23 protein-coding genes are annotated in these 23,576 nt (G+C 70.3%); 9 read left to right on the plus strand and 14 right to left on the minus strand.

Annotated elements, in window-relative coordinates; all coding sequences use genetic code 11:
* Nucleotides 1–35: 35 nt before the first annotated feature.
* Both ACT3UF_RS02520 and ACT3UF_RS02525 read right to left on the minus strand, forming a co-directional pair.
* A complete protein-coding gene (locus tag ACT3UF_RS02520) occupies nucleotides 36–1,328 on the minus strand; it encodes a Gfo/Idh/MocA family protein (protein ID WP_441443156.1) in 1,293 nt (430 codons plus the stop codon).
* Nucleotides 1,329–1,412: 84 nt separating this feature from the next.
* Nucleotides 1,413–2,741: an MFS transporter gene (locus ACT3UF_RS02525; RefSeq protein WP_444607984.1), complete on the minus strand. Its 1,329-nt coding sequence runs from the start codon at nucleotides 2,739–2,741 to the stop codon at nucleotides 1,413–1,415.
* A 215-nt stretch (nucleotides 2,742–2,956) separates the two neighbouring features.
* Here ACT3UF_RS02525 and ACT3UF_RS02530 point away from each other — a divergent pair, with 215 nt between their 5' ends.
* From ACT3UF_RS02530 to trpB, 3 genes are all read left to right on the plus strand, one after another.
* On the plus strand, nucleotides 2,957–3,202 hold the full coding sequence (locus ACT3UF_RS02530) for a type II toxin-antitoxin system Phd/YefM family antitoxin (protein ID WP_441443158.1): 246 nt from the start codon (nucleotides 2,957–2,959) through the stop codon (nucleotides 3,200–3,202).
* A complete protein-coding gene (locus ACT3UF_RS02535) occupies nucleotides 3,199–3,588 on the plus strand; it encodes a type II toxin-antitoxin system VapC family toxin (protein ID WP_441443159.1) in 390 nt (129 codons plus the stop codon). Before ACT3UF_RS02530 ends, ACT3UF_RS02535 begins: the two co-directional genes overlap by 4 nt.
* Nucleotides 3,589–3,826: 238 nt before the next feature.
* The gene (trpB, locus tag ACT3UF_RS02540) at nucleotides 3,827–5,203 is read left to right on the plus strand and encodes a tryptophan synthase subunit beta (RefSeq protein WP_444502361.1); all 1,377 of its coding nucleotides are present in this window, start codon (nucleotides 3,827–3,829) and stop codon (nucleotides 5,201–5,203) included.
* 109 nt (nucleotides 5,204–5,312) lie between these two features.
* Here trpB and ACT3UF_RS02545 read toward each other — a convergent pair whose 3' ends face one another.
* Nucleotides 5,313–6,404 (minus strand): histidinol-phosphate transaminase, encoded by a 1,092-nt coding sequence (locus tag ACT3UF_RS02545; protein WP_441443161.1) that lies wholly within the window; start codon nucleotides 6,402–6,404, stop codon nucleotides 5,313–5,315.
* A 108-nt stretch (nucleotides 6,405–6,512) separates the two neighbouring features.
* Here ACT3UF_RS02545 and ACT3UF_RS02550 point away from each other — a divergent pair, with 108 nt between their 5' ends.
* Together ACT3UF_RS02550 and purB are read left to right on the plus strand one after the other, a co-directional pair.
* Nucleotides 6,513–6,926: a phage holin family protein gene (locus ACT3UF_RS02550; protein WP_441443162.1), complete on the plus strand. Its 414-nt coding sequence runs from the start codon at nucleotides 6,513–6,515 to the stop codon at nucleotides 6,924–6,926.
* A 96-nt stretch (nucleotides 6,927–7,022) separates the two neighbouring features.
* Nucleotides 7,023–8,438, plus strand: coding sequence for an adenylosuccinate lyase (gene purB / locus ACT3UF_RS02555; protein WP_441443163.1), 1,416 nt, complete (start codon nucleotides 7,023–7,025; stop codon nucleotides 8,436–8,438).
* A 150-nt stretch (nucleotides 8,439–8,588) separates the two neighbouring features.
* On the opposite strand, the gene ACT3UF_RS02560 is transcribed toward purB, so the two are convergent.
* Nucleotides 8,589–9,278 carry an SDR family oxidoreductase gene (locus ACT3UF_RS02560; RefSeq protein ID WP_441443164.1) on the minus strand — a complete coding sequence of 230 codons (690 nt, stop codon included), beginning with the start codon at nucleotides 9,276–9,278 and terminating at the stop codon, nucleotides 8,589–8,591.
* 97 nt (nucleotides 9,279–9,375) lie between these two features.
* Between ACT3UF_RS02560 and ACT3UF_RS02565 the strand changes: the two genes are divergently transcribed.
* Complete coding sequence (locus ACT3UF_RS02565) at nucleotides 9,376–10,128, plus strand: CPBP family intramembrane glutamic endopeptidase (RefSeq protein WP_441443165.1); 753 nt, start codon at nucleotides 9,376–9,378, stop codon at nucleotides 10,126–10,128.
* A gap of 82 nt (nucleotides 10,129–10,210) precedes the next feature.
* On the opposite strand, the gene ACT3UF_RS02570 is transcribed toward ACT3UF_RS02565, so the two are convergent.
* The 10 genes from ACT3UF_RS02570 to mshD all read right to left on the minus strand — a co-directional run bounded on the left by ACT3UF_RS02570 (nucleotide 10,211) and on the right by mshD (nucleotide 20,621).
* On the minus strand, nucleotides 10,211–10,537 hold the full coding sequence (locus ACT3UF_RS02570) for a rhodanese-like domain-containing protein (protein ID WP_441443166.1): 327 nt from the start codon (nucleotides 10,535–10,537) through the stop codon (nucleotides 10,211–10,213).
* 179 nt (nucleotides 10,538–10,716) lie between these two features.
* Complete coding sequence (locus ACT3UF_RS02575) at nucleotides 10,717–12,063, minus strand: FtsX-like permease family protein (RefSeq protein WP_441443167.1); 1,347 nt, start codon at nucleotides 12,061–12,063, stop codon at nucleotides 10,717–10,719.
* Nucleotides 12,060–12,827, minus strand: a complete 768-nt coding sequence (locus ACT3UF_RS02580) for an ABC transporter ATP-binding protein (protein ID WP_441443168.1) — start codon at nucleotides 12,825–12,827, stop codon at nucleotides 12,060–12,062. The genes ACT3UF_RS02575 and ACT3UF_RS02580 overlap by 4 nt, the downstream gene beginning before the upstream one ends.
* Nucleotides 12,828–13,473: 646 nt before the next feature.
* Complete coding sequence (gene pstB, locus ACT3UF_RS02585; RefSeq protein ID WP_441443169.1) at nucleotides 13,474–14,259, minus strand: phosphate ABC transporter ATP-binding protein PstB; 786 nt, start codon at nucleotides 14,257–14,259, stop codon at nucleotides 13,474–13,476.
* A gap of 28 nt (nucleotides 14,260–14,287) precedes the next feature.
* Nucleotides 14,288–15,451, minus strand: a complete 1,164-nt coding sequence (gene pstA / locus ACT3UF_RS02590) for a phosphate ABC transporter permease PstA (protein WP_441443170.1) — start codon at nucleotides 15,449–15,451, stop codon at nucleotides 14,288–14,290.
* 9 nt (nucleotides 15,452–15,460) lie between these two features.
* Nucleotides 15,461–16,423: a phosphate ABC transporter permease subunit PstC gene (gene pstC / locus ACT3UF_RS02595; protein WP_441443171.1), complete on the minus strand. Its 963-nt coding sequence runs from the start codon at nucleotides 16,421–16,423 to the stop codon at nucleotides 15,461–15,463.
* Nucleotides 16,424–16,532: 109 nt separating this feature from the next.
* The gene (locus ACT3UF_RS02600; protein ID WP_441443172.1) at nucleotides 16,533–17,675 is read right to left on the minus strand and encodes a phosphate ABC transporter substrate-binding protein PstS; all 1,143 of its coding nucleotides are present in this window, start codon (nucleotides 17,673–17,675) and stop codon (nucleotides 16,533–16,535) included.
* A gap of 269 nt (nucleotides 17,676–17,944) precedes the next feature.
* Nucleotides 17,945–18,583, minus strand: coding sequence for a DUF4190 domain-containing protein (locus ACT3UF_RS02605; RefSeq protein ID WP_441443173.1), 639 nt, complete (start codon nucleotides 18,581–18,583; stop codon nucleotides 17,945–17,947).
* Nucleotides 18,584–18,773: 190 nt separating this feature from the next.
* Complete coding sequence (locus tag ACT3UF_RS02610; RefSeq protein WP_444607985.1) at nucleotides 18,774–19,718, minus strand: NUDIX hydrolase; 945 nt, start codon at nucleotides 19,716–19,718, stop codon at nucleotides 18,774–18,776.
* Between the two features lie 3 nt (nucleotides 19,719–19,721).
* Nucleotides 19,722–20,621 carry a mycothiol synthase gene (mshD, locus tag ACT3UF_RS02615; RefSeq protein WP_441443175.1) on the minus strand — a complete coding sequence of 300 codons (900 nt, stop codon included), beginning with the start codon at nucleotides 20,619–20,621 and terminating at the stop codon, nucleotides 19,722–19,724.
* 170 nt (nucleotides 20,622–20,791) lie between these two features.
* Between mshD and ACT3UF_RS02620 the strand changes: the two genes are divergently transcribed.
* From ACT3UF_RS02620 to ygfZ, 3 genes are all read left to right on the plus strand, one after another.
* Nucleotides 20,792–21,541, plus strand: coding sequence for a hypothetical protein (locus ACT3UF_RS02620; RefSeq protein WP_441443176.1), 750 nt, complete (start codon nucleotides 20,792–20,794; stop codon nucleotides 21,539–21,541).
* Between the two features lie 238 nt (nucleotides 21,542–21,779).
* Nucleotides 21,780–22,421 (plus strand): FABP family protein, encoded by a 642-nt coding sequence (locus ACT3UF_RS02625; RefSeq protein ID WP_441443177.1) that lies wholly within the window; start codon nucleotides 21,780–21,782, stop codon nucleotides 22,419–22,421.
* Nucleotides 22,414–23,535 (plus strand): CAF17-like 4Fe-4S cluster assembly/insertion protein YgfZ, encoded by a 1,122-nt coding sequence (gene ygfZ / locus ACT3UF_RS02630; protein ID WP_441443178.1) that lies wholly within the window; start codon nucleotides 22,414–22,416, stop codon nucleotides 23,533–23,535. The genes ACT3UF_RS02625 and ygfZ overlap by 8 nt, the downstream gene beginning before the upstream one ends.
* Nucleotides 23,536–23,576 lie beyond the last annotated feature (41 nt).

The following is a 23,576-nucleotide window of genomic DNA, read 5'->3' on the forward strand; positions in this document are numbered from 1 at the left end:
GAAGGGGTTCCCTCGCGCGGCCCGCCCGCCACGGCTCACTCGGCGGCTGATCCCTTGGCCGCCTCCTGCGCCGCGTAGAGCGCCTCGAGGTCGATCGGCTCCTGGTCCTTATCGAGGTCCTGGACCGGCAGGGGGCAGTCCCCGAGGTCCTGGATCACGAGCCGCTCGCCAGCCTGGTTCATCGACTGATGGGCGATGACCCCGGGCAGCGTGTAGCGGGCCGCCTGCCAGGCGTTGACCATCGGCTGCATGCCGTCGACCACGGCGCGGGCGAAGTCGTCGACCAGGAAGTGGTGGGCGCCCTCGTGTCCGTTGGGCATTCCCTGGAACTCCTTGGGCAGGCGCTCCTGGTGGTGGGCGGGAGCGGCACCCGCGACGAAGGCGTCGCGCAGGGCCGGGGAGACGTCCGCCAGGCGCGGGTCGTCCAGGCTCATGGTCGCACCGGTGGCGATCTGCCCGGTCACCTCCAGCACGCGCTTCTTGTCGTGCCAGTAGGTGACGTCGATGGTCTCCTCGAAGGAGGATTCCTCGCCGAAGAAGCGGAAGCGGGATTCGCGCTTGTGGCTGGGGTAGCCCACGCGGCGCAGCTCGTTGGTGCGGAAGGCGCCCCCGTTGTCCATGCCGAACAGGGCGAAGGCGTTGCTGACGTCGTTGCCGAACATCGAGACGTCCTTGTCGAACACGCCGTCCCCGCGGGTGTCGGGGCGGCCCAGCGCCGAGACGGACACGGCATGCCGCTCCCCCAGCACGCCGAGGATGCCGCCGATGGAGTGGGTCGGGTACAGCAGCGGCGGGTAGGACGCGGTGGACTTCCAGTTCTCGCCGCCGGAGTACTTGTAGGCGTCGTAGAAGCCGAGGTCCATGTCGTGGACGTAGTCACCCTCGGCGTAGAACACCTCGCCGAAGGCGCCGGAGCGGTGGATGCGGCGGGCCAGCACCACGGCGGCGTTGTACTGGCTGGTCTCGCCCATCATGTAGACGAGCCCCGTGCGCTGCACCTCCTCGGTGATCGCCCGGATCTCCTCCTCCTTGATCGCCATCGGCACCGCGGAGTAGACGTGCTTGCCGGCCCGCAGTGCGGCCAGGGCGTGCTCGCCGTGGGTCCAGCGCTGGGTGAAGATCGCGACCGCGTCGACGTCGGAGGCCAGCAGATCCTCGAGGGTGTCGAATCGCTTGTCGAACGCGACGCCCCGAGCTTCGAGGGCGTCGATCCGCTCGGGCACGGCGTCGACGGCGTAGAGCGCGTCGATCTCGGGATGGGCGGCGAAGAGCTCCGCGAAGTGGGAGCCGAACTGACCGATTCCGACGATGCCCAGCGTGAACGACATTGTTTCTCCTTGAAAGTAAGTGATGGGAGGAACGCTACGTCAGGGTACTGGGATGCGGCAAGCCCTCAGCAACCCAGGGCCGGGTCAGAGCCGGCGCCAGCGGCCCGAGCGCCAGACGTCGCGCCACAGCGGCACCTCCTGGCCACGAGCGGCCATCCTCCGCCGCAGGTTCCGGCGCGTGATCAGCATCCCGGCCACCCCGATCGCGAGCATCGGCAGCTGCACGGCGAAGGCGAGCCGGAAGGCCGCCAGGTCGTAGTTGCCGTCGGGCCGCAGCAGGTCCAGCACCACGCCGATGAGCAGGATCGAGATCAGACCGCCGATGAAGCCGCCCATGATCACGACCCCGGTCGCGGTGCCCAGCCGGTGCCGGGCCAGATCCGTGCGCGGGAAGTCGAAGCCGACGCTGCTGGCGGGACCGCCGATCGAGAAGCCGGCGACCAGCAGGATCAGCAGCCAGATCGGCGCCGGGCCGGGCCACAACACGAGTGCGAGCAGCGGCACCACGATGCTGACCACGATCAGCAGCACCAGGGTCGAGCGGCGCAGCGGGTGGCGCTGGGTGAGCGAGCCGATCACGGGCCCGGCGATGATCGCCACCACCACCAGCACCGTCATCACCGCCGAGGCGGCAGGCCGGCTGAGCCCCTCCCCCGCGGTGAGATACGGGTATCCCCACATCATGGAGAACGCGATACCGGTGAAGCCGGCGGTGAAATGCATGAAGAAGCCCAGCTGGGTGGAGGGGTGGCGGATGATCCGCACCAGCACCTGCGGGATCCGGCGCAGATCCTGCTTCACCCGGGGGCGCGGGATCCTGGCCGGGCTCGCCCGCACCACCAGCAGGACCAGCAGGGCGGCCACCGCGCTGAGGGAGGCGGCCGACGTGAAGGCGGTGCCCCAGCCGGCGAGACTCAGCAGCGCCACGAAGGGCACGGCCGAGGCGATCTGTCCCACCTGGCCGAGGATTCCGGTGAGCTGGGTGAGCAGCGGCACCCGTCCCGGAGGGAACCAGGCCGGGACCAGGCGGATCGCGCTCGAGAAGGTCAGCGCATCACCGGCGCCGAGGATGATCCGGGCGATCATCGCGGTGCCCAAGGTCTCGGTCTGCGCCATCAGCAGCTGCCCGATGCCCATCAGCAGCGCCCCGGAGACCAGGGTGACGCGAGAGCCGTAGCGATCCAGCAGCATGCCGGCAGGGACCTGCGCGAGGGCGTAGACGCCGAGCTGGAGCACCACGAAGCTGGAGACGATGATCGCCGAGGCGCCGAAGCGGTCCGCCGCCTCGAGCCCCGCGACCCCCATCGTGGTGCGCTGCAGCACCGCGATCGAGTAGGCCGTCACGGCCGCGATCCACACCAGGTACGCGCGGGGCCCTCCGAGTGCGGGGGCGGGCGCGGGGGGCGTGCTCATGGATGGTCCTTCGGCAAAGTCGGGCAGTCGTCGGGCAGTCGGACCGGACGCCTCGGGCGCCCTTCCCGCAGCGGCTGGGTCCCGACCACCTCCGAGGCTATCGGTGCGAGGCACCTCGGCGGTAGTGATGTCCGCCCAGGGCAGCCGAAGTGGACGGGTGGACAGCCGTCCCCACGGGGCCGACACAAGTGCTACACGAACGCTACAATGGTCGCATGAAGACGATCAGTCAGCGCGAGCTGAGGAACGACTCGGCCGCCGTCCTGCGCCAGGTGACCCAGGGAGAGTCGTTCCGGGTGACCACGCGCGGAACCCCGGTCGCTGTGGTCTCCCCCATTTCCGAGCAGCCACTCGACGGGCTGGTCCTGCGCGAGGGTTCCGGCGACTTCTCCTTCCCTCCCGGAGCGCAGATCCAGGAGTCCGCCGGTGACGCGCTCCGCGAGCTGCGTGGCGATCGATGATCCATCTGGACACCTCCGCACTCGCCAAGCTCCTCGTGGAGGAGCCCGAGTCTGATCCCCTCCGCGCCCATCTGGTTACCCAAGGGCAGGCGGGCACACAGTTCGCGATCTCCACGATCGCCACGGTCGAGCTGCGGCGGCTGGCGATCCGTCTCGGCCTCGAGGCGTCCCGGGTAGAGCCTGTGCTGCGGCCGTTCCACACCCTTCGACTCACCGAGGGCATCCTCGCGCTCGCGGGCCGGTTGAGCTTTCCCCATCTGGGGACGTTGGATGCGATTCATGTCGCGACCGCACTGACCGCGGAGGCGGGCACTCTGCTGACCTATGACACTCGCCAGGCGGAGGCCGCCGCCATCGAGGGGCTCACGATCCTGTCCCCGGCGTGAGGCCCTGACATGGCGGCCCTCACTGCGCCCAGCCACTCCTGGCTACCACGGTGGACTTGGCACCGTGACGCCCTGGCTCTGGGCTATTGTCCGTGCCATGCGCATCGCGAAGATCAGCTGGTGGGCCGTCTGAGGGCGGTCCCCTGTCGCATGTGCTGACACAGAAGCCGCCCACTGCCGGGCGGCTTCTTTCTGCAATGGAGCAGCCCGCGACGGGCCCGTACATCGGAGAACCCTCATGACCAGCACCGTCTCGTCCGCCGCATCGTCGGACACTCCTTCCTCGGATATCCCCGTCCCGGCAGCATCGGCGCCCGCCGCCTCCAGCTCAGCCGCCTCAGCCGCTCCGGCGGCGCATGAGCCTCACACCCTCGCCGAGGCCACGACCCTCACCCACTCCCCCGAGTTCGCCGGGAACACCGGAGGCCGCTTCGGGGAGTTCGGCGGTGCGGTCCTGCCACCGCCGCTGGTGGGTCCGATGGCGGAGGTTGCCGCGGCCTATGAGGAAGCACGCCACGATCCGGAGTTCTACACCGAGTACTCGCGCCTGCTGCGGGACGTCGTGGGCCGACCCTCCCCGATCTCGAGCGCGGATCGCCTCTCCGATGCCCTCGGCGGCGCTCGCATCCACCTCAAGCGCGAGGACCTGAACCACACCGGCGCGCACAAGATCAACCACACCATCGGCGAGGCGCTGCTCGCGAAGCGGATGGGCAAGCGCACCCTGATCGCCGAGACCGGCGCCGGCCAGCACGGCGTGGCGCTCGCGACGGCCGCAGCCCTGGTGGGGCTCGAATGCGAGATCCACATGGGTGCGGTGGACGTCGCCAAGCAGCACCCGAACGTGGTGCGGATGCGTCTGCTGGGCGCGAAGGTGGTCTCCGTCGAGGTCGGTCAGCAGACCCTCAAGGAGGCCGTGGACTCGGCATTCGCCGTCTACGCGGCAGACCCTGCCCGATACCTCTTCGCGATCGGCTCGGTCGTGGGGCCTGCCCCCTTCCCCGATATGGTGCGCGACTTCCAGTCCGTGGTGGGGCGCGAGGCGCGGGCCCAGCTCCTCGCCGCTCACGGGCGGCTGCCGGATGCGGTGATCGCCTCGGTGGGCGGCGGCTCGAACGCGATGGGCGCCTTCACCGGCTTCCTCGAGGACCGCGAGGTGCGCCTGATCGGTGTCGAGCCCGGCGGCCAGGGCGACGAGCCCGGCCAGCACGCGGCGACCATGACCTTCGGCACCCCCGGGATGCTGCACGGCATGGACACCCTGGTGCTGCAGAACTCCGACGGGGAAGCCGCAGAGGTCCAGTCGATCGCCTCCGGGCTGGACTACCCCGGGGTGGGCCCGCAGCATGTACACCTCAACAGGCTGGGCCGGGTCGAGTACGTCAAGGAGGGCGACGAGGCGGTGCTGGAGGCCTTCCAGCAGCTCAGCCGCACCGAGGGCATCATCCCGGCGCTCGAGTCCGCGCACGCTCTGGCCCACGCGATCCGCATCGCCCCGTCGCTGCCCGCCGACTCACACCTGTTGGTGAACCTCTCCGGCCGGGGCGACAAGGACATCGACTACGTCGCCGAGCGGATCGGGATGCGCGGAGAGGCCGACGAGGTCGTGCGCTGAGCGCTTCACCGCCTGGTGCGGGGAGTGCCGGGCGCGGGGTGCGATGCCGCACCTCGCGCCGGCGTCGAGCCTGCACAGGTGCTGGTGCTGGGCAGGCTGGACGGCCTGCTCAGCGCTCGCGCCAGGCCCCGCCGACCTCGATGATCAGATCGTTCGCCTCCTGCTCGGCGATCGTGGCACGCACCCCGTCAGTGCCGTAGGCCCGCAGCACGAGACCTCGCGCATCGGCGAACTCGGCGAAGGCCGCGGAGTCCTCGCCGAGCGGGAAGTACACGAAGTTGCCCTGGCTGACGGGCAGCTCCCAGCCCTGGCCGGCGAGCGCGTGCAGCACCCGCGAGCGCTCGGAGCGGATCCACTCCGCGCGGCGCTCGAGCTCCTCCTGCACCGCGGGGTCCAGACTTGCCAGCGCCGCGGCCTGTGCGGGGACGCTCGTGCCGAAGGGCACCGTGACCTGGCCCAGCGCCCGGGCGAGTCGTGGGTGAGCGACGGCGTAGCCGATCCGTAGGCCGGCCAGCCCCTGCAGCTTGGAGAAGGTGCGCAGCAGCACCACGTTGCCGTGGCGGCGGAAGATCCCCGCGGTGCCGAGCACGGTGGCGGGGTCGTGGAACTCTCGGTAGGCCTCGTCGATCGCGACCACCACGTGGTCGGGGACCTGTGCCAGGAACTCCTCGACCTGCTCGGTCGAGAGCGACGGACCGGTGGGGTTGTTCGGGGTGCACAGCAGCACCAGGCGGGTGCGGTCGGTGATCGCCGCGGCCATCGCCGGGAGATCGTGCTCACCGCTCGCGGTCAGCGGCACCGGGACGGGGACCCCGCCGTGGGAGCCGACGAGGATCGGGTAGGCCTCGAAGGAGCGCCAGGCGAAGACCACCTCGTCCCCCTCCCCCATCACGGCACGCACCAGGTCGCCGGAGACGGCGACCGATCCGGTGGACAGGGCGATCTGGGAGGGGTCCACGCCGTGCTTCACGCCGAGCGTCTCGCGCAGCGCCAGGGCGGCCGCATCCGGATACCGGTGCGCCCCGTCGAGGGAGGCGATCACGGCGTCGCGGACAGCGTCGACGGGTGCGAACGGGGACTCGTTCGAGGAGACCTTGTACCGCACGATGCCGTCGTCGGCCGCAGGCTTGCCGGGGACGTAGGCGGGCAGGTTCTCGAGGGTGGAGCGCAGGCGGACGTTCTCCAGTGGCTGGTCGGACATGCCGCAAGGGTATGCCGCACGTGCGCCGTCGGGGCGGGTTGTCCGGGGCACAGCAAGGATGGGGATAGCCCCACTGGCGCCCTCAGGATGAGTGCAGATAATGGAGCCATGAGATTCCTCGGCCACATCATCGTCACCGGTCTCGCGCTGTGGGTCACCGCGCTGATCCTGCCCGGCATGCATCTGGGCGACGACAGCGCGAGCGTGCTCACGCAGGTCCTCACCATCGGGGCGATCGCGCTGATCCTCGCAGTGATCAACGTGATCGTGAAGCCGATCCTGGAGTTCCTCACCTTCCCCATCACCTGTCTCACGCTCGGCCTGTTCCAGCTGGTCATCAACACGCTCATGCTGCTGCTGGCGAGCTGGGTCTCGGCCCTGGCCGGACTGACCCTGCAGTTCGACAGCTTCTGGTGGGCGCTCGGGGCCGGCGTGATCATCGGCATCCTCTCGGCGATCGTCGAAGGGGTCACCGGGCTCGGTGACGAGCGGGGACGTCGCAGCTACTCGAGCGGCGAGTGAGCATCCCGCCCGCATACCCATGACGCGAAGCACCTGAGCCGTCCGTCCGGCGGCGCGCTCGTCGGCCGGGCGATCGAATCTGGGAGAATGCTCCCCATGGCTCACTCCTTCGCGGACATCACCCCGCAGATCGCCCTGACCCCGCTCGACGGCCGCTACCGCGCGCAGGTCGCGCCGCTGGTGGACCACCTCTCCGAGGCGGCGCTGAACCGCTCCCGCCTGGTGGTCGAGACCGAGTGGATGATCCACCTGCTCGATCAGCAGGTCATCCCCGGCCTGCGCACCCTCACCGAGGACGAGCGAGCCCTGCTGCGCGCCATCCCCGAGGACTTCGGCGCAGACGGCATCGCCGAGCACGCCGAGATCGAGCGCGAGACCGTCCACGACGTCAAGGCGATCGAGTACTACATCAAGCGCCGCCTGGCCGGCACCTCCCTCGAGCCGCTCGCCGAGGTGGTGCACATCTACTGCACCAGCGAGGACGTCAACAACCTCTCCTACGCCCTGATGGTCAAGGGCGCGGTCGAGCAGGTGTGGCTGCCCGCGCTGCGTGACGTGATCGGGGACCTCACCGCCCTCTCTAAGGCTGCAGCCGAGGTGCCGATGCTCTCGCGCACCCACGGCCAGCCCGCGACCCCCAGCACGCTCGGCAAGGAGATCGCGGTCTTCGCGTTCCGCCTGGGTCGCCAGGAGCGCCGGATCGCCGCTGATGAGATCCTCGGCAAGATCAACGGCGCGACCGGCACCTACGCCGCGCATGCCGTCTCCGTGCCGTCAGCGGACTGGGAGCAGGTCTCCCGCACCTTCGTGGAGCACCTGGGGCTGACCTGGAACCCGCTGACCACGCAGATCGAGTCCCACGACTGGCAGGCCGAGATCTACTCGGACATCGCCCGCGCCGGCCGGATCCTGCACAACCTCGCGACCGACGTGTGGACCTACATCTCGCTGGGCTACTTCCGTCAGCGCCTCTCCGCGCAGGGCGGCACCGGCTCCTCGACCATGCCGCACAAGGTGAACCCGATCCGCTTCGAGAACGCCGAGGCGAACCTCGAGATCTCCGGGGCACTGCTGGACTCCCTGGCCTCGACTCTGGTCACCACCCGCCTGCAGCGGGACCTCACCGACTCCACCACCCAGCGCAACATCGGCCCGGCGCTCGGGCATTCGCTGCTGGCGATCGCGAACCTCCGCAAGGGCCTCGCGGGCCTGGACGTGGACGCCGACGCCATGGCCGCCGATCTCGACGGGAACTGGGAGGTGCTCGGCGAGGCGGTGCAGTCCGTGATGCGCACCCTCGGCGTGCAGGGCGTGCCCGGGCTGGACAACCCCTATGAGCGGCTCAAGGACCTCACCCGCGGCCACCGCGTGGACGGGGAGGGCATGCGCGAGTTCGTCGGGTCCCTCGGGCTGCCCGCGGAGGAGCAGGAGCGGCTGCTGGCGCTGACCCCGCACAGCTACGTCGGCTATGCCGGGCAGCTCGTCGACCACCTGGACGACAAGCAGGCCTGAGTCGGACGGGCGGGCACGACTGTGCCCGCCCCCGGCCAGCGGGGCACCCCGGTCAGCAGGGCACTCCATCGTCGGAGCACCCCGGTCAGCAGGGCGCTCCGTCAGCGGGGCACCCAGGTCAGCAGGGCGCTCCGTCGTCGGGACCCCCGGTCAGCGGGGTCTGACCGACAGGGTGTCGATGCTGGCATCCGTCGGCAGGCGCAGTGCAAGCGCCACGGTCGCGGCGACCGTGGCCGGGTCCATGTAGTCCTCGGCACGGAACTCGCCGCCCTCGAAGACGCGCAGCTCGCGCTGCATATCGGTGGCGACCCGTCCGGGATGGACCGAGCTGACCCGCACTCCGTGCTCGCGCTCCTCGGCGCGCAGCGAATCCGTCAGCGCACGCAACGCGAACTTCGAGGCGCTGTACGCGCCACCGCCCGGCCCGGCGGTGAAGCCCGAGCCGGAGTTGATCGTCACCACGGTGCCGCGAGCGCGGCGCAGAGCCGGCAGCAGCAGCCGGGTCAGCTCGGCCACGGCCACCACGTTGATCGCGAAGGAGCGGCTCCAGTCCGCAGCGGCGAGATCTGCGACGGTGCCGCTGACCAGGATCCCGGCCGAGTGCACGACACCGGCGAGCCCGTGCGGAAGCTCCAGCGCCCCCACGGCGCGCTCGAGAGCGGCGGAGTCGGTGAGCTCGGCGACGAAGGGCTGCGCCGAGGGGAACTGCGCGGCGAGCTCCTCGAGGGCAGCCGCATCACGGCCGCCGAGGAGCAGGTGGTGATCGGTGGCGAGCTCCTCGGCGACGGCGCGGCCGATGCCGCGGCTGGCTCCGGTGATCAGAACAGCAGGTGAGGTCATGCCCCGAGTCTGGCACGGGTCCGCTGCGTGCGACCGTCGCTGCCCCGCCCGTCTGCCTTCCCTGCCCGCCAGGTGAGAGCATGTGCGGGTGGAGCTCATGACCCCCAGCCGGCGCTGGCTGCGCGCCGAGGTGCTGATCGTCCTCGCCCTCTCCCTGGGCCGCAGCGCGGTGTACTCGCTGCTCGCCCTCGCCCAGGCCCTTGCAGCGGGGCCGCTTTCCAGCCAGTCCACCGCGCTGAACTCCTCGCTGCGGGAGGATGCGTGGCTGGACTTGCTCTACCAGCTGCTGTCGATCAGTTTCGCGCTGGTGCCGGTCGCGCTGGTGGTGCTGTTGCTCGCGCTGACCGCAGGCTCGCTCCAGCAGGCGCTGCGGGATCTGGGAATGGATTTGGGCCGGCCGCTGCGGGATCTGCTGCACGGCGTGCTGATCACCGCCGGGATCGGTCTGCCGGGCCTCGCGATCTACTACCTGGGTCGGTTGCTGGGCGCGACGGTCGAGGTGATCCCCGCGGCGCTGGACACCCACTGGTGGACCCTGCCGGTGCTGGTCCTCCATGCGGTGAAGAACGCGGTGCTGGAGGAAGTGATCGTGGTGGGCTACCTGTTCCAGCGGCTCGAGAAGCTCGGCTGGTCACCGCGGCGGATCATCGTCGTCTCCGCCCTGCTGCGCGGGGCCTATCACACCTATCAGGGGGTGGGCCCGGGGCTCGCGAATCTGGTCATGGGGCTGGTGTTCGGCGAGTGGTACCGGCGTACCCGGCGGACGTTGCCGCTGGTCATCGCGCACACCCTGCTGGATGTGCTCGCCTTCGTGGGCTACGCCCTGCTGCAGGACTTCATCTCCACCTGAGGCCGGGCCGAGGTGCTGCGCGCCGGCTGCTGATCTCAGCGGCAAGGGATCTTCGAGTCGAGGCGCCCGGAAGCGCGGAGCCTCAGAGGACGTACGCCTCGCCTTCGCCGTCGGCGACGATCGGCAGGCCGGACTCGAACCACAGGTCCATCCCGCCGGCGACGTTGACCGCCTCGAAGCCGTTGGCGTTGAGCCACTGGGCGACCTGGAAGCTGCGGCCGCCGCTGCGGCACACGATGTACAGCGGGTCATCGGTCTCGGGCAGCTGGTCGAGGTTCTCCATCAGCGTGCTGGCCGGGAGGTGCTGGGCGGTCGCGGCATGGCCGGCGTCCCATTCGTTCTGCTCGCGCACATCGATGAGATGCACGCCCTCGGGGACCGCGTTCGGAGCAACGTTCTCGAAGTTCATGGATCCAGCCTAATGGCCGCCGGGAGTTCGATGCGGGCCGACGGGCGACCAGCCCGGGAAGGGGCCGGTCGTCCGTCGGTAGCAGTGGCCCCGCTCCGGGCGGTCCTGGGCTCCGTTCAGGCGGAACCGGACTCCGCTCAGGCGGTACTGGAATCCGCTCAGGCGGGACGGAACCACGCTCAGGCGGCGCGCGTCGCGAACCGCTTCACCAGGGGCGAACCGACCAGCACCGCAGCGATCACCAGGGCGTAGGCACCGAGCACGCTGGCCAGATACTGCACGGCCATCGTCGGGTCGCTCGGGGCGCCGCCGAGGAAGGTGGTCAGCACCAGCAGCGCGGTGCCGGTCGCGATGATGGAGCTCAGCGCCACGGGCACCGCGATCTCGGCGAGGCGGGCGCGGTGCAGCTGACCCACCTCGGCGCCGGCGATGTGCTGGGCGCGCAGGCGTGGGGCCTGGTCGATCACCCGGGCGGTCTGGGAGACCCCGGTGCTGACCGCGGCGAGCACCGCGGCGATCCCCAAGGTGAGCAGGCCACCGGTGGTCATGGCGGTGAACATCATCGCCTCCTCGGGATTGGTCGCTTCGCCGAGGGTGGCGATCATGGTGAGGAAGCCCGCGATGACCAGTGCGAAGGTGATCCCGGAGACGGCTCTCCAGCCAGCCCGCGGATCACCGGCGAGGCGCCGCGCCCCGACCATCAGCGAGGGAGTGGGCGCGGTCTTCGCGAGCAGCAGCGCGGTGACCCACACGATGAAGGGGCCCACGACATTGATCCCCGCGACGATCGCGGCGATGAACAGGATCATGATCGCGATCAAGACCCCCGTGCCCGCTTCGCCCAGCAGCATCCCGCCGACGTTCATGAATGCCACGAACCCCACGATCAGCACTGCCCAGAGCACCACGCGCAGCACCGACAGGCGCACCACCCGCGAGTCACGTGCCACGCCCAGCGGGCTGAGCACGACTCCGGCGAGGGAAACGGCCGCAGAGCCGGCGGCGATCAGCACGAGCGCGACCACGAGCACGGGATAGGCCCACACCGGCAGCAGCAGATCGGGGACGGTGAACGGGGCGATCCCGAAGTCGAGACGGGTCAGGGCCGGAGTCACCGCCACATGGGCGCCGAGGCCGAGCACCGCGCCGAGCAGTGACTGAGCGGCGACGTCGAGCACCGCGACCGAACCGACCTGGCCGCTGGTCCCGCCGACCAGACGCATGGCGGCGAGGTCCTGCTCCCGGCGCGCGAGGGACAGCCGTGCGGCGGAGCCGCCGAGGCCGACGGCGCTGGGCACCAGCAGCACTGAGGCGATCAGCGCACAGATTGCGAGGAACGGCATGACCGAGGCCTCTCCGGTCATCGGCACATCGCCCGGAGGGACCCGGCCGACGAATGCTGCGGCGCCGCCGATCACCGTCGCGGTGATCGCGGTGGCGGCGGCGAAGGCGATCACGGGCAGGATGTCGGCGAGGGCGCCGCGTCGGCGCAGCAGCAGCGGGGCGGAGGCCAGCAGGGCGTTCATCGGGTATCTCCGGTGGTCATGGCAGTCGCTCCGGTGGTCGTCGCTCCGGCCGTCGCGGCCGTCGCCTCGGGGCGCACGTACTCCTGCGCGATGCGGCCGTCCTGCATGGTGACGGTGCGGCGGCAGGCGGCGGCAACCTTCGCATCGTGCGTGACCATCACCAGCGCCGCACCGGTCTCCCGGCAGGAGTCCACCAGGATCTGCAGCACGGTCTGGCCGGTGGCCTGGTCCAGCGCGCCGGTGGGCTCGTCTGCGAAGACCACCGAGGGGCGCCCGGCGAGCGCCCTGGCGATGGCCACCCGCTGGGCCTGCCCGCCCGAGAGCTGGGTGGGGCGGCGGTCGTGCATGCCGGACAGGCCCAGTCGGTCCAGCCAAGACGCCGCCTCGGCACTCGCGGCGCGTCGGGAGGTGCCGCCGAGCATGCGCGGCAGGATCACATTCTCGAGCGCGGTCAGCTCAGGCAGCAGCTGGCCGTCCTGGAAGACGAAGCCGAAGTCGCTGCGGCGCAGCCGGGTGCGGCGGCGGTCCCCCAGTGATGCGAGGTCGGTGCCTTCGTGCAGGACGGTGCCGGAGGTCGGGGTGAGGATGCCGGCGAGGATGTGCAGCAGGGTGGTCTTGCCGCAGCCGGAGGGGCCCATCACCGCGAGCGAATCGGCGCGGGCGATGTCGAGGTCCACGCCGTCCAGCGCCCGGGTGGTGGTGCCGGCGGTGCCGTAGCTCTGGAGCAGCCCGCGGGCGGAGAGCACCGGTGAGGGGTGCATCATCCCGGGCTGCGCGACCTGGTGCGTGCCGCGCGGCGAAGGTGGGGCCGGTACGGGCTGCGACGCCGGGAGCGGGGCGGGCGTCGGTGTGGAAAGGGCCGTGTGTGCGAGCGGGCTGGTGTTCATGCCCCAAGATTCCCGCGCGCACCGCTCTCGCCGCATCCGCCCCGGGGGCCGTTCCACCCGTCACGGGTCAGACCCTGGTCTGACCCGCCCGGGATACCGGGATCCGGTGCGGGGCTGACCGGCGCGAGATACCGGGATCCGGGGGCCGGACTGACCGGCGCGGGGACGCGTTGCGGGCCACGCCCGCCCCACCACGCGGCACACCGAACACGCGCGCCGAACGTGCACGTAAAGCGCGCACGAGTTGCGCGCGTACACCGCGCGCATGCGTAGCGCGGCACGCCGAACGAGAACACCGATACCTACCGTAAACGGGAGATATCGGTGTTCTCGAGCGGGGGCCGCCGGCGTGTTCCGGCGGGGCGCGGCGTGTCACGGCTGCTGCCGGCGTGTTCGGCGGGGCGCGGCGCGCTTCGGCGGGCCCGGCGCGCTTCGGCGGGCCCGGCGCGCTTCGGCGGGCCCGGCGCGCTTCGGCGGGCTCGGCGTGCTTCGGCGGGCGCCGGGGTGTCTCGACCGGGCCGGATCAGCCGAAGCGGCCGGAGATGTAGTCCTCGGTCTGCTTGTTCGACGGGTTGGTGAAGATCGTGTCGGTGTCGTCGATCTCGATGAGGTGCCCGGGCTTGCCGGTGCCGGCGATGTTGAAGAAGCCGGTGCGGTCCGAGACGCGGGAGGCCTGCTGCATGTTGTGGGTCACGATCACGATCGTGTACTCCTGCTTCAGCTCGTGGATCAGGTCCTCGATCGCGAGGGTCGAGATCGGATCCAGCGCCGAACACGGCTCATCCATCAGCACCACCTCGGGCTGCACCGCGATGGTGCGGGCGATGCACAGGCGCTGCTGCTGGCCGCCGGAGAGGCCCATGCCGGGCTTGTCCAGGCGGTCCTTGACCTCGTTCCAGAGGTTCGCGCCCTTGAGCGCCCGCTCGGCGAGCTCATCTGCCGCGGTGCGGGAGATCCGGCGGTTGTTGAGCTTCACCCCGGCCAGCACGTTGTCGCGGATCGACATGGTCGGGAAGGGGTTCGCCTTCTGGAACACCATGCCCACGCGGCGGCGCACGTTGACCGGGTCGACCTTGGAGTCGTAGATGTCCTCGCCGTTGATCTCGACCCTGCCCTCTGCATAGGCGCCCGGGATCACCTCGTGCATCCGGTTCAGGGTGCGCAGGAAGGTCGACTTGCCGCAGCCGGAGGGGCCGATCAGGGCTGTCACCGAACGGGGCCGGATCTGGACGTTGACATCCTCCACAGCGAGGAAGTCGCTGTAGTAGATGTTGAGGTCCTCGACGTTGATGGGCTGGGGGGCTGCCATCAGATGTCCTTTCGCGTAGGGCGACAGCTCAGCGACTGAGCTTCGGGGAGAAGTAGTGGCTGACCATTCTGGCGGCGATGTTGAGCACCATCACGATGATGATCAGGGTGAAGGCGGCGGCCCAGGCACGATCGATGTTCGTCGTGATCGAGCAGGCGTACACCTCCTGGTTGACCGGGTTGGTCACCGTATCGCTCATGCAGTTCGCGTTGCCGTTGCGGTACTGCTGGTTGATGAAGGTGGGCAGTGTCGCCATGCGGCCGTCGAACATGTTCCAGTTCACCGAGGTCACCATGCCCACCGTCAGCAGCAGCGGGGCGGTCTCGCCGATCACGCGGGCGATGGCGAGGGTGATACCGGTGGTCAGGCCCGCGATGGCGGTGCGCAGCACGACCTTGACGATGGTGAGCCACTTCGGCACGCCGAGGGCGTAGGCGGCCTCGCGCAGATCCATCGGGACCAGGCGCAGCATCTCCTCGCTGTTGCGCACCACGGTGGGGATCATCAGCAGGGACAGCGCGACCGCGCCCATGATGCCCATGCGCACGCTCTGGTCCGGCATGAAGGCGATGAACAGCGCCAGGCCGAACAGGCCCGCGACGATCGACGGGATCCCGGTCATGACATCGACCAGGAAGGTGACGCCCGTGCCGAGGGTCTTCTTCCAGCCCTGATCCGCGTATTCCACCAGGAAGATCGCGGTGAACAGGCCCACGGGGATGGAGATGATCGAGGCCCACAGGGTGATCAGCAGGGTGCCGACGGTGGCGTGGAACACGCCGCCCGCGTCGGCGCCGCCGATGATCCCGGACATGTCGGTGGTCCAGAAGGCGAGGATGCTGGGCTTGGCCGCGAGAACGCGGGTCAGGCCCCTGCCGACGACCGCCCAGAGCAGCGAGAGCAGCGGGAACATCGAGACGGCGAAGGCCCCGATGACCAGGAGGGTCACCAGGCGGTCCATGGCCCAGCGCGGACCTTCGCGCACCAGCGAGTAGGTCCAGCCGAACAGCAGGTGCAGCACGAAGCCGAGCAGGATCGCGCTGGCGACGGAGAGGGCACCGGCGATGGACAGCACGGCGACCGCGACCAGCAGCCCGGCGAGACCGGTGAAGACCAGGTGGTACCAGGGCAGTCGGCGTTCGTCGTTCGACCGGACCGAGATGGGTGCCTGCACGGATGTGGAGGAGCTCATGGTGACCTCTCAGCTCTTGGGGCCGCTGCGGGCGACGATCCACCGGGCGAGTGCGTTGATGATGAACGTCAGCACGAACAGCACCAGGCCGGTGAAGATGAGCAGGGACATGTCCACGCCGGACGCCTCCGCCTGCTTGGACGCGATGTTCGCAGCGATCGAGTTGTGGCGTCCCACCTCGAGGATGTGGAAGGAGAAGGTCGCGCCCGGGGCGAGGATCATGAGCACGGCCATGGTCTCGCCGAGAGCGCGGCCGAGCCCGAGCATCGAGGCGGCGACGACACCGCCGCGCCCGAAGGGGAGCACGACGGTCCGGATGGTCTCCCAGCGGGTCGCGCCGAGAGCGAGCGCGGCTTCCTCCTGCAGGCGCGGGGTCTGCAGGAACACCTCGCGGGAGACCGCGGTGATGATCGGCAGGACCATCACGGCGAGCACCACCGAGGCGGAGGCGAGGTTGCGCATCGGCGCGGTGGGATCGCCGCCGAACAGCGGGATCCAGCCGAAGTAGGTGTTGAGGAAGACGTACAGCGGCTCCATCTTGGGAACCAGCCAGATGCCGCCCCAGAGGCCATAGACGACCGACGGCACCGCGGCCAGCAGGTCGATCATGTAGCCCAGGCCCGAGGCCATACGGCGCGGTGCGAAGTGCGAGATGAACAGGGCGATGCCGATGGAGATCGGGATCGCGATGGCCAGAGCGATCGCGGAGGCGAGCACGGTGCCGAAGATCAACGGCAGCGCGGTCTCGATGAGAGAGAACTCCGCGGTGCCCGAGAACTCCTGGCTCGCGATGACAGCCGGCATCGACTCGGTGGTGAGGAAGACGGCCACTGCGGCGAGGGTGAGGAAGATGAGGATGCCCGAGCCGATGCTCAGGTAGGAGAAGATCGAGTCGCCGATGCGCCGGCCGCTGGTCCTCATGGACGAGGGCGGTGCGGTCAGTGATTCCGATTCGACATCAGTGGTGCTCATAGGGGCCTTCCTCAGAGCTCACGGGCAGTGGAGTGGTGCAGAGTGCCGAGTCACGGGTGTGCCGCCGGGCCACGAGGGTCCCGGCGGCACACCGCTGTGCAAGGGCAGGTCAGCCGACGGTGATGCCGTCGATCGATGCCTGAGCCTCAGTGCGCAGCTCCTCGGAGATCGGTGCGGAGCCGGCGTTCTGCTCGCCGACAGCCTGGCCGTCCTCGGAGATGATGTAGGACGCGTAGGCCTTGACGGCCTCGCCCTCGGCGGAGTCGGCGTAGGAGCCGCACAGCGCGAGGTAGGAGATCAGGACGATCGGGTAGACGCCGGACTCGGTGGTGGTGCGGTCCAGTGCCACGACGATGTCGTTCTCAGCGCGACCCTCCTCGCGCGGCGAGACATCCACAGACTTCGCCGCGGCGGCGGAGCTGAACGGGACGAACTCCTCGCCGACCTGGATGGCGGCGGTGCCGAGGTTGCCGGCCTGCGAGGCGTCGGCGTAGCCGATGGTGCCGTTGCCGCCCTCGACCGCGGAGATCAGACCGGAGGTGCCGTCACCGGACTGGCCGCCGTCGATCGGCCAGGTCTCGATCGGGCCGTGGCTCCACGCCTCGGGAGCGTTCTCCGAGAGGTACTCGGTGAAGTTCTCGGTGGTGCCCGAGTCGTCCGAGCGGTGGACCGGGACGATCGGCAGATCGGGCAGGGTGGCGTCGGGGTTGAGCTCGGCGATCGCCGGGTCGTTCCAGGTGGTGATGGTCTCGGCGAAGATCCCGCCGATCACCTCGGGCGAGAGGTTCAGATCCTCGACGCCGTCGAGCTTGAAGACGACCGCGATCGGGGAGATGTAGACGGGGAGGTTGAACGCCTGCTCACCGTTGCAGGTCTCGGCGGAGGTTGCGAGCTCCTCCTCGTCGAGGGCGGCATCGGTGCCCGCGAACTTCACCTGGCCGGAGAGGAACTGCTCTCGGCCGGTGCCGGAGCCGGTGGGGTCGTAGGTGACCTGGATGTCGCCACCCTCGGCCCCCACAAGGCCCATGAAGGACTCGGTCCACGCGTTCTGGGCGTTCTGCATGGAGGACGCGCCGGAGCCAGCCAGGTTGCCGGTCAGCTCGGCGTAGCCGCCTGCCGAGGCGCCACCGTTGTCCGAGCCGGCGTTGCCGCCGTTCTCTGCTTCGGCACCCCCACCACAAGCGGTCAGCGCGAGGCCGCCGATGAGTCCGAGTGCGGCGAGCGAGACGAGCTTGTTCTTGCGAACCTTCACTGCGAGTCCTTTCGGGGCCGGGGGCCCGCGGATGCTGTCCTACTGGAAGTTCTGACAGCGGGGACGCTAAGGAGGGCAGATGACAGGCCGCCCGCTCTCGCATGAACAGCAGGTGAACTCCCCACCGGGCAGCATGAACTTGCAGGTCAGAACCAGGATACGAACAGGTCACAGTGCTGCTCGTCACGGAGCGCGGGAGTGGCCTGCTCCACCGGGAGCAGACCGTGCGGGCCTGACCTGGATGAGCCAGGCGGAGGTGCCCGGACGAGTCAGGCGGAGGTCGCCCCGGCGATGATCGCGACGATGACGAAGGCGAAGTAGAGCACGAAGAAGAGGAACGGGATCAAGCCGATCAGGGACGTCACCAGCCCGGCGATCGCGAGGCCGCGGCCGCCCTTGGGGTTGATCGCCGTCGGTCCCGTCTCCTTCATGCCCTTCATGGCGAAGATGATGCCGACGGGCGCGGTCAGCCCGGCGCACATGGTCAGCGCCAGCAGGCCCAGAACGAAACCCGTGATGCCCGCTCCGGAGCTCGGGAGCGGAGGCGGGAACTGCCCATAGCCGGGAGGTCCCGACGGATGGGTCCCGTACTGCTGCGACCCGTACTGCGGGGATGAGTCGTAGGAGGCGACGGCGTATCCGCCGGACTGTGCCGGCGCGGAGGAGCTGAAGACCGGGCCGAACCCGTCGGCCTCCAACGGGTCTGTCGCATACGGGTCCTGCGCAAACTGGTTCTGCGCATACGGGTCGCTCGCATGGGCGTCGACTGAGTAAGGGTCAGTCGCATAAGGGTCAGGCGCATAGGGGTCGCTGCCGTACAACGGCTCTCCCCCGCGTCCCTCACCGCTGGAGCGGCTCCCGGGTCCCCCGTTGTAGTCCGGCAGACCGCCTCCGTACCCTGCGCTCATCTCTGTCCGTGCCCTTCCCCTGGCCCCTGGTCCCTGGCTGTCGTCTTGTCGTTCGTCGTGCCTGTCCTGGCCATCGAGTCCGGCGTGACCGTCCCGGCCGGCGTACCCGTCATGCGCGTCATGCGCGTCATGCGCGTCATGCGCGTCGTGCTCGTCGTGCCCGGTGTGCTCGCCGTGCGCATCAGGCTCGTCACCCGATGTTCGGCAGGTGACGCTCGATCGCGACCACCGTGCCGCCGGCAGTGGTGTGGAGCAGCAGCGCCTCCCCGGCGGCGAGGAACGGATCCTCCCGCGGCAGCTCGAGCGCCGCCCCTTGCTGGGCGACTGCCCGCACCGACTCGATCGCGGTGGGCAGCACCGGGCGGTGCGTGCACACCACGGTGGGACGGGCCTCGCGCAGCACCCGGTCGATCACCGCGGCGGTGCGCGAGGGATGCGCGGCATGCGCCGCCTCGGTGAGCTCATCCTTGGTTCGGACCTTCAGCCCCTCGACCTTCGCCAGCGGCTCGACGGTGGTCAGGCAGCGCTGCCAGGGGCTGCTCACCACACTGGCCGGGTCGAAGGCATCCAGCAGGGCCGGCAGCGCCTGGGCCTGCTTCTTCCCCTTGCTGTTCAGGGGCCGGGACTCCTCGCTCTTGCGCCACTTCGCTCGCGAGACGGCGGCGCCGTGGCGCTGGATGATGATCGGCACGGTCCTGAGCTCGTCGGCGTCCAGGAATCGGCGCAGCGCCACCAGGGGCACCTGGTCGCCCTGCCGGGTGACCAGCTGCTCCGCCTCGTCGAGGGGAACCCAGCGGACCTCGTCGACCTCACCGCGGTTCTTGGGGCCGGGACCGATCTTCGCCCGTACGGTGGCCGTCCAGTACTGGACGATCTTCGTGCGGCCGTCCGGCAGCAGGTACACGGAGGCCGGGAGCGGCCGGTGCAGGCGCACCCGATAGCCGGTCTCCTCGGCGACCTCGCGCACCGCCGCGGCCGGGAACGTCTCGCCCTTGTCCAGCTTCCCCTTGGGGATCGACCAGTCGTCATAGCGGGGGCGGTGGACGAGCAGCACCTGTATCCCCTCACCCTTCTCCCGCCAGGCGAGAGCGCCGGCGGCGAGCACGGGTGGTGGCTTCCCGGGGGCGACGAGCATCGATCAGCCCCTCTCTGCCGCGCGCATCTGGACGTCGCGGCCCGAGACGGTGAAGCCCCAGTTCTCGTAGAGCCGCAGCGCCGGGGTGTTGTCGGCCTCGACGTAGAGCTCCACGCCCGGGACCCCGCCCTGCTGCAGGCGCGCCAGCGCGGTGGCCATGAGCAGACCCGCCACTCCGTGCCCCTGCACCGAGGGGTCGGTGGCGACCACATAGATCTCGGCGTCCTTTGTGCGATCACCGGGGTGCTCGCGCTTGATCCACACGAATCCGACCAGTTCGTCATCGCGCAGCGCGACCAGCATGTCCTCGGCGTCGAACCACGGCTGTGTCAGCCGCTGATCGAGGTCCGCGCGGGTGAGCGCCCCCTGCTCGGGATGGTCGGCGAAGGCGCGGGCGTTCACCGTCACCCAGCGCTCGGCATCTCGTCCTGCCTCGAAGCTCGCCAGCCGCAGCCCCTCGAGGCTCGAGGCGGGGATCGCGGGCAGCGGGTGCGTCGCAGCGAGGTCGCGGTGCAGGGTGAGCAGGCGGCGGGTCTCCTGCAGACCGGCGGCGGCGAGGAAGGCGAGGGATCCCTCGAGCGCGCCATGCGCCCAGACCCCTGCATCGGGGTGCAGGTCGAGCGCCTCGCGCAGCACCGTGGTGCCATGACCGCGACGGCGGTGCGCGGGATGGACCATTCCTTGGACGGTGCCGTCGGCCAGCACGCTGGCATAGGCGAGCAGCGCGGCGTCGGCCTCGCCCCCACCCGTCCCCTCGAGCAGCAGATGCTGGGCACTGCCGCCGTCGAGCGCGAGCAGGGCCGCTTCATCGAGGGCGGCAACGCCATCGTGCTGCGTGGCCGTCTCGAGCAGGTCGCGGACGGCGTCCCGCTGCGTCGCCGACACGGCGGCCGTGATGATCATGGGGTCCTTCCGGGGACTCTGCGGCAGTGCTGACCTCCTGCGGCCGACGGCCGGATGAGGTGCACGAGTATGCCGTCACCTGCGGGCACTCGTAGACTGCCACTGTAGCGCCCGAGGCGGACCCCTCGTCGGCGTGACCTGAGACCGGAATCGACTGCCTGGGAGGACCTGTGACCGCTCCCGAGCGCGCTCCCCTCGGGGCCGCACTCGCGCTGCTGCTGAGCGTGGTCTCGCTCACCGGGGCGATCTCCCCGGCGCTGATGGCGGCCACCGTGGCGCTGCTCTCCCTGCTGATCGGGCTGGCCTGGCCGACGCTGCTCGAGCTGCCCTCCCCCGGCGGCACCCGGATCGTGGTCGCCGGGACCGGGATCCTCGGCGCACTGATCACGGTGCTCGCTCCGGAACGGTTCACGCCGATCTCCGGGGTCGTGATGATGTGCGCGGCAGGGGTGCTCGCCTCCTTCGTGCACCAGATGCTGCGCGCCGAGCGGCGCGAACTCACCGAATCGCTCACCGGAACCGTCGCCGGAGTGTTCGTGGTGGGGATCGCCGCCTGCTGGGTGATCGCCCAGACCGGGGCGGACGCCGCGGGTGCGGGCATGCTGGTGACCGCGATCTCCGCCGGCCTCGCCGGCACGCTGCTGCTGAACTCGACCCCGCTGCCCACGATCCTGCGGTTCCTGCTGTCCGCGCTCGTGGGGACCGCGGTGACCGCGGTGCTCGCGGTGACCCTGGCCGGGGTCGCGCCACTGCTCGCGGCGGGCGCGGGACTGGTCACCGCGATCGGGGCGAGCTGCGCTCACCTGCTGGTGGGCTCCTCACTGGTCGCGAAGGAACCGGTCCCCTCGCTCGCAGTCGCGGCGGTGCCGGTGGCGACCGTCGGGGTCGTCGCGCACCTGATGGTGCTGCTGCTCGTCTGAACTGTTCACGCCCGGCCGTGATGCCACTGCTCACGCCCGCGTGTGATGCCGGTTCCCGCCCCGCCATGATGCCGCGCGCAGCCGCCTCCTCACGGCCTCCAGGGCGATAGACTGTGGGGCATGTCCGCGCTCTCGCTTCTCTTCATCGCCCTCGTCGTCCTGGTGGGCGTCGGCACGCTCGCCTTCGCCGTCCTGGTGCTCACACGACTGTTCAACCGCTGAGCGACCTGCGGCACCGATGCCCATCACGCTTGACACCTCACTTCCTGAGTCGCTGTACCCCCTGGCCTGGCTGATCGGCAGCTGGGAGGGCAGCGGCGCACTCCAGCTGCCTGATCAGGACGTCCCCGACGCCCGCATCGAGCAGCAGCTGGAGTGCACGGCTGCCGAGGACGGCACCCTGCGGTGGCGCTCACTGATCCACCGCGTCGACCTGCCCGCACCCTTGCCGCCCACCAGCGTCTTCGCCCGCGACGAGGCGGAGGGGGACGCCACGCCGGCGAGGCAGGGCTCCGGGGAGCGCACCCTCCTGCACCGGGAGGAGGGAAGCTGGACCGTCGGCGATCTGCTGCCCGGCCAGGACCGTGCCGTGTCCGAGGCCGCGAAGCCCGGCACCCCTGCGAGCTTCCTGTCCTATCGGCTCGACGCCCATCTCACGCGCCGCGGCGAGAGCCCGGAGCTGTGGGTCGGAGAGGTCCGCGGCCCCCGAGTCCAGCTGGCACTCGACAGCACCGACGGCGAGGTCTCCGAGACCCGCATGTTCGGGTACGTGCGCGGTCGTCTGATGTGGCTGTGGGAGCGTCGCCTCCCGGTGCCTGACGGCCCCCCCGGCGAAACCTCGTTGGCCCCCTATCTGTCTCTGGAGCTGCACCGTGTCTGATCCCGCCCATGTCGTCCGTCCCCTGCTGAGCACCCGCGCGGTCCTCGGGGAGGGACCCGATGCGGGAGTGCCCGCCCACTACGGGGCCCCGCTGCGCGAGCAGCGGCATCTGCTGGACGGCACCGCGGTGGTCGACCTCGGCCACTTCGAGCTGCTCGAGGTCCGGGGCGCGGACGCCCGCAGCTGGATGACCACGATCACCACCCAGGTCCTCGCCGGCACTCCCGTCGGCTCCTCCTCCTCGCTCGCGGTGCTCTCCCCGCAGGGCCGCGTCGAGCACATGGCCTCGGCCGTGGTGCTCGAGGACGATGCGCTGCTGCTGGTGCTCGATCCCGGCGCCCGGGCAGGGCTCCGCCACTACCTCGAGATGATGCGCTTCGCGGCCCGGGTCGAGCTGACCGACCGTGACGATCTGCGTGTCCTCGGCGCCCTCTCCCCCGCCCCTGAGGTGCTGCCTCAGCTGGGCCTGCCCGCACCTTTCGCCGTCTGGTCCGAGCCCTGGCCGCAGGTCGCCCCGGGCGGCGTGGCCTACGGCCCCGATCCGGAGGACCCGGTGGGCGCCGTCCTCACCGTCTTCGAAGCCGCCGCGATCGAGCAGCTGCCCTGGCAGAGCTCGCACCTGGCCGGGATGAGCTCCTGGGAGGCGCTGCGGATCGCTGATCACCGCGCCCGCGGAGCCCGCGAGGTGGACGAGCGCTCCATCCCCCACGAGCTCGACCTGCTGCGCACCACCGTGCACACCACCAAGGGCTGCTACCGCGGCCAGGAGACGGTGGCGAAGGTGCTGAACCTCGGCCAGCCACCTCGACGGCTGGTCATGCTCCACCTCGACGGCTCCCAGGATCTGCCCGCCGCGCCGGGCGGCGAGATCCGGCTCGGCGGCTCGGAGGGGAAGGTCGTCGGGACCGTCACCTCTGCCGCCCTGCATGCCGATCTGGGCCCGATCGCCCTGGCAGTGGTGCGCCGCGCCGTCCCGCTGGATGCGGGGCTTTCAGTCCAGGTCCCCCTGGGGGACGCCGACGGGGAGACCTCATCGGTGTGGATCGACGCCACCCAGGAGCCGATCGTGCTGCCCCGTGAGCATGGCGGCCGCCCCGCCACCGCCAAGCTCTGAGGGACAGTCCTCCACGACCCGCTTCACGGCCCTCCTCACGG

The organism is Brachybacterium sp. AOP24-D1-21, from assembly GCF_052378665.1.
GTDB lineage: Bacteria > Actinomycetota > Actinomycetes > Actinomycetales > Dermabacteraceae > Brachybacterium.

Excerpts from the sequence above, each read along its gene's own strand:
- ACT3UF_RS02520 (WP_441443156.1), bottom strand. The coding sequence starts at position 1,328 with ATGTCGTTCACGCTGGGCATCGTCGGAATCGGTCAGTTCGGCTCCCAC.
- ACT3UF_RS02525 (WP_444607984.1), bottom strand. The coding sequence starts at position 2,741 with ATGAGCACGCCCCCCGCGCCCGCCCCCGCACTCGGAGGGCCCCGCGCG.
- ACT3UF_RS02530 (WP_441443158.1), top strand. The coding sequence starts at position 2,957 with ATGAAGACGATCAGTCAGCGCGAGCTGAGGAACGACTCGGCCGCCGTC.
- ACT3UF_RS02535 (WP_441443159.1), top strand. The coding sequence starts at position 3,199 with ATGATCCATCTGGACACCTCCGCACTCGCCAAGCTCCTCGTGGAGGAG.
- trpB (WP_444502361.1), top strand. The coding sequence starts at position 3,827 with ATGACCAGCACCGTCTCGTCCGCCGCATCGTCGGACACTCCTTCCTCG.
- ACT3UF_RS02545 (WP_441443161.1), bottom strand. The coding sequence starts at position 6,404 with ATGTCCGACCAGCCACTGGAGAACGTCCGCCTGCGCTCCACCCTCGAG.
- ACT3UF_RS02550 (WP_441443162.1), top strand. The coding sequence starts at position 6,513 with ATGAGATTCCTCGGCCACATCATCGTCACCGGTCTCGCGCTGTGGGTC.
- purB (WP_441443163.1), top strand. The coding sequence starts at position 7,023 with ATGGCTCACTCCTTCGCGGACATCACCCCGCAGATCGCCCTGACCCCG.
- ACT3UF_RS02560 (WP_441443164.1), bottom strand. The coding sequence starts at position 9,278 with ATGACCTCACCTGCTGTTCTGATCACCGGAGCCAGCCGCGGCATCGGC.
- ACT3UF_RS02565 (WP_441443165.1), top strand. The coding sequence starts at position 9,376 with ATGACCCCCAGCCGGCGCTGGCTGCGCGCCGAGGTGCTGATCGTCCTC.
- ACT3UF_RS02570 (WP_441443166.1), bottom strand. The coding sequence starts at position 10,537 with ATGAACTTCGAGAACGTTGCTCCGAACGCGGTCCCCGAGGGCGTGCAT.
- ACT3UF_RS02575 (WP_441443167.1), bottom strand. The coding sequence starts at position 12,063 with ATGAACGCCCTGCTGGCCTCCGCCCCGCTGCTGCTGCGCCGACGCGGC.
- ACT3UF_RS02580 (WP_441443168.1), bottom strand. The coding sequence starts at position 12,827 with ATGATGCACCCCTCACCGGTGCTCTCCGCCCGCGGGCTGCTCCAGAGC.
- pstB (WP_441443169.1), bottom strand. The coding sequence starts at position 14,259 with ATGGCAGCCCCCCAGCCCATCAACGTCGAGGACCTCAACATCTACTAC.
- pstA (WP_441443170.1), bottom strand. The coding sequence starts at position 15,451 with ATGAGCTCCTCCACATCCGTGCAGGCACCCATCTCGGTCCGGTCGAAC.
- pstC (WP_441443171.1), bottom strand. The coding sequence starts at position 16,423 with ATGAGCACCACTGATGTCGAATCGGAATCACTGACCGCACCGCCCTCG.
- ACT3UF_RS02605 (WP_441443173.1), bottom strand. The coding sequence starts at position 18,583 with ATGAGCGCAGGGTACGGAGGCGGTCTGCCGGACTACAACGGGGGACCC.
- ACT3UF_RS02610 (WP_444607985.1), bottom strand. The coding sequence starts at position 19,718 with ATGCTCGTCGCCCCCGGGAAGCCACCACCCGTGCTCGCCGCCGGCGCT.
- mshD (WP_441443175.1), bottom strand. The coding sequence starts at position 20,621 with ATGATCATCACGGCCGCCGTGTCGGCGACGCAGCGGGACGCCGTCCGC.
- ACT3UF_RS02625 (WP_441443177.1), top strand. The coding sequence starts at position 21,780 with ATGCCCATCACGCTTGACACCTCACTTCCTGAGTCGCTGTACCCCCTG.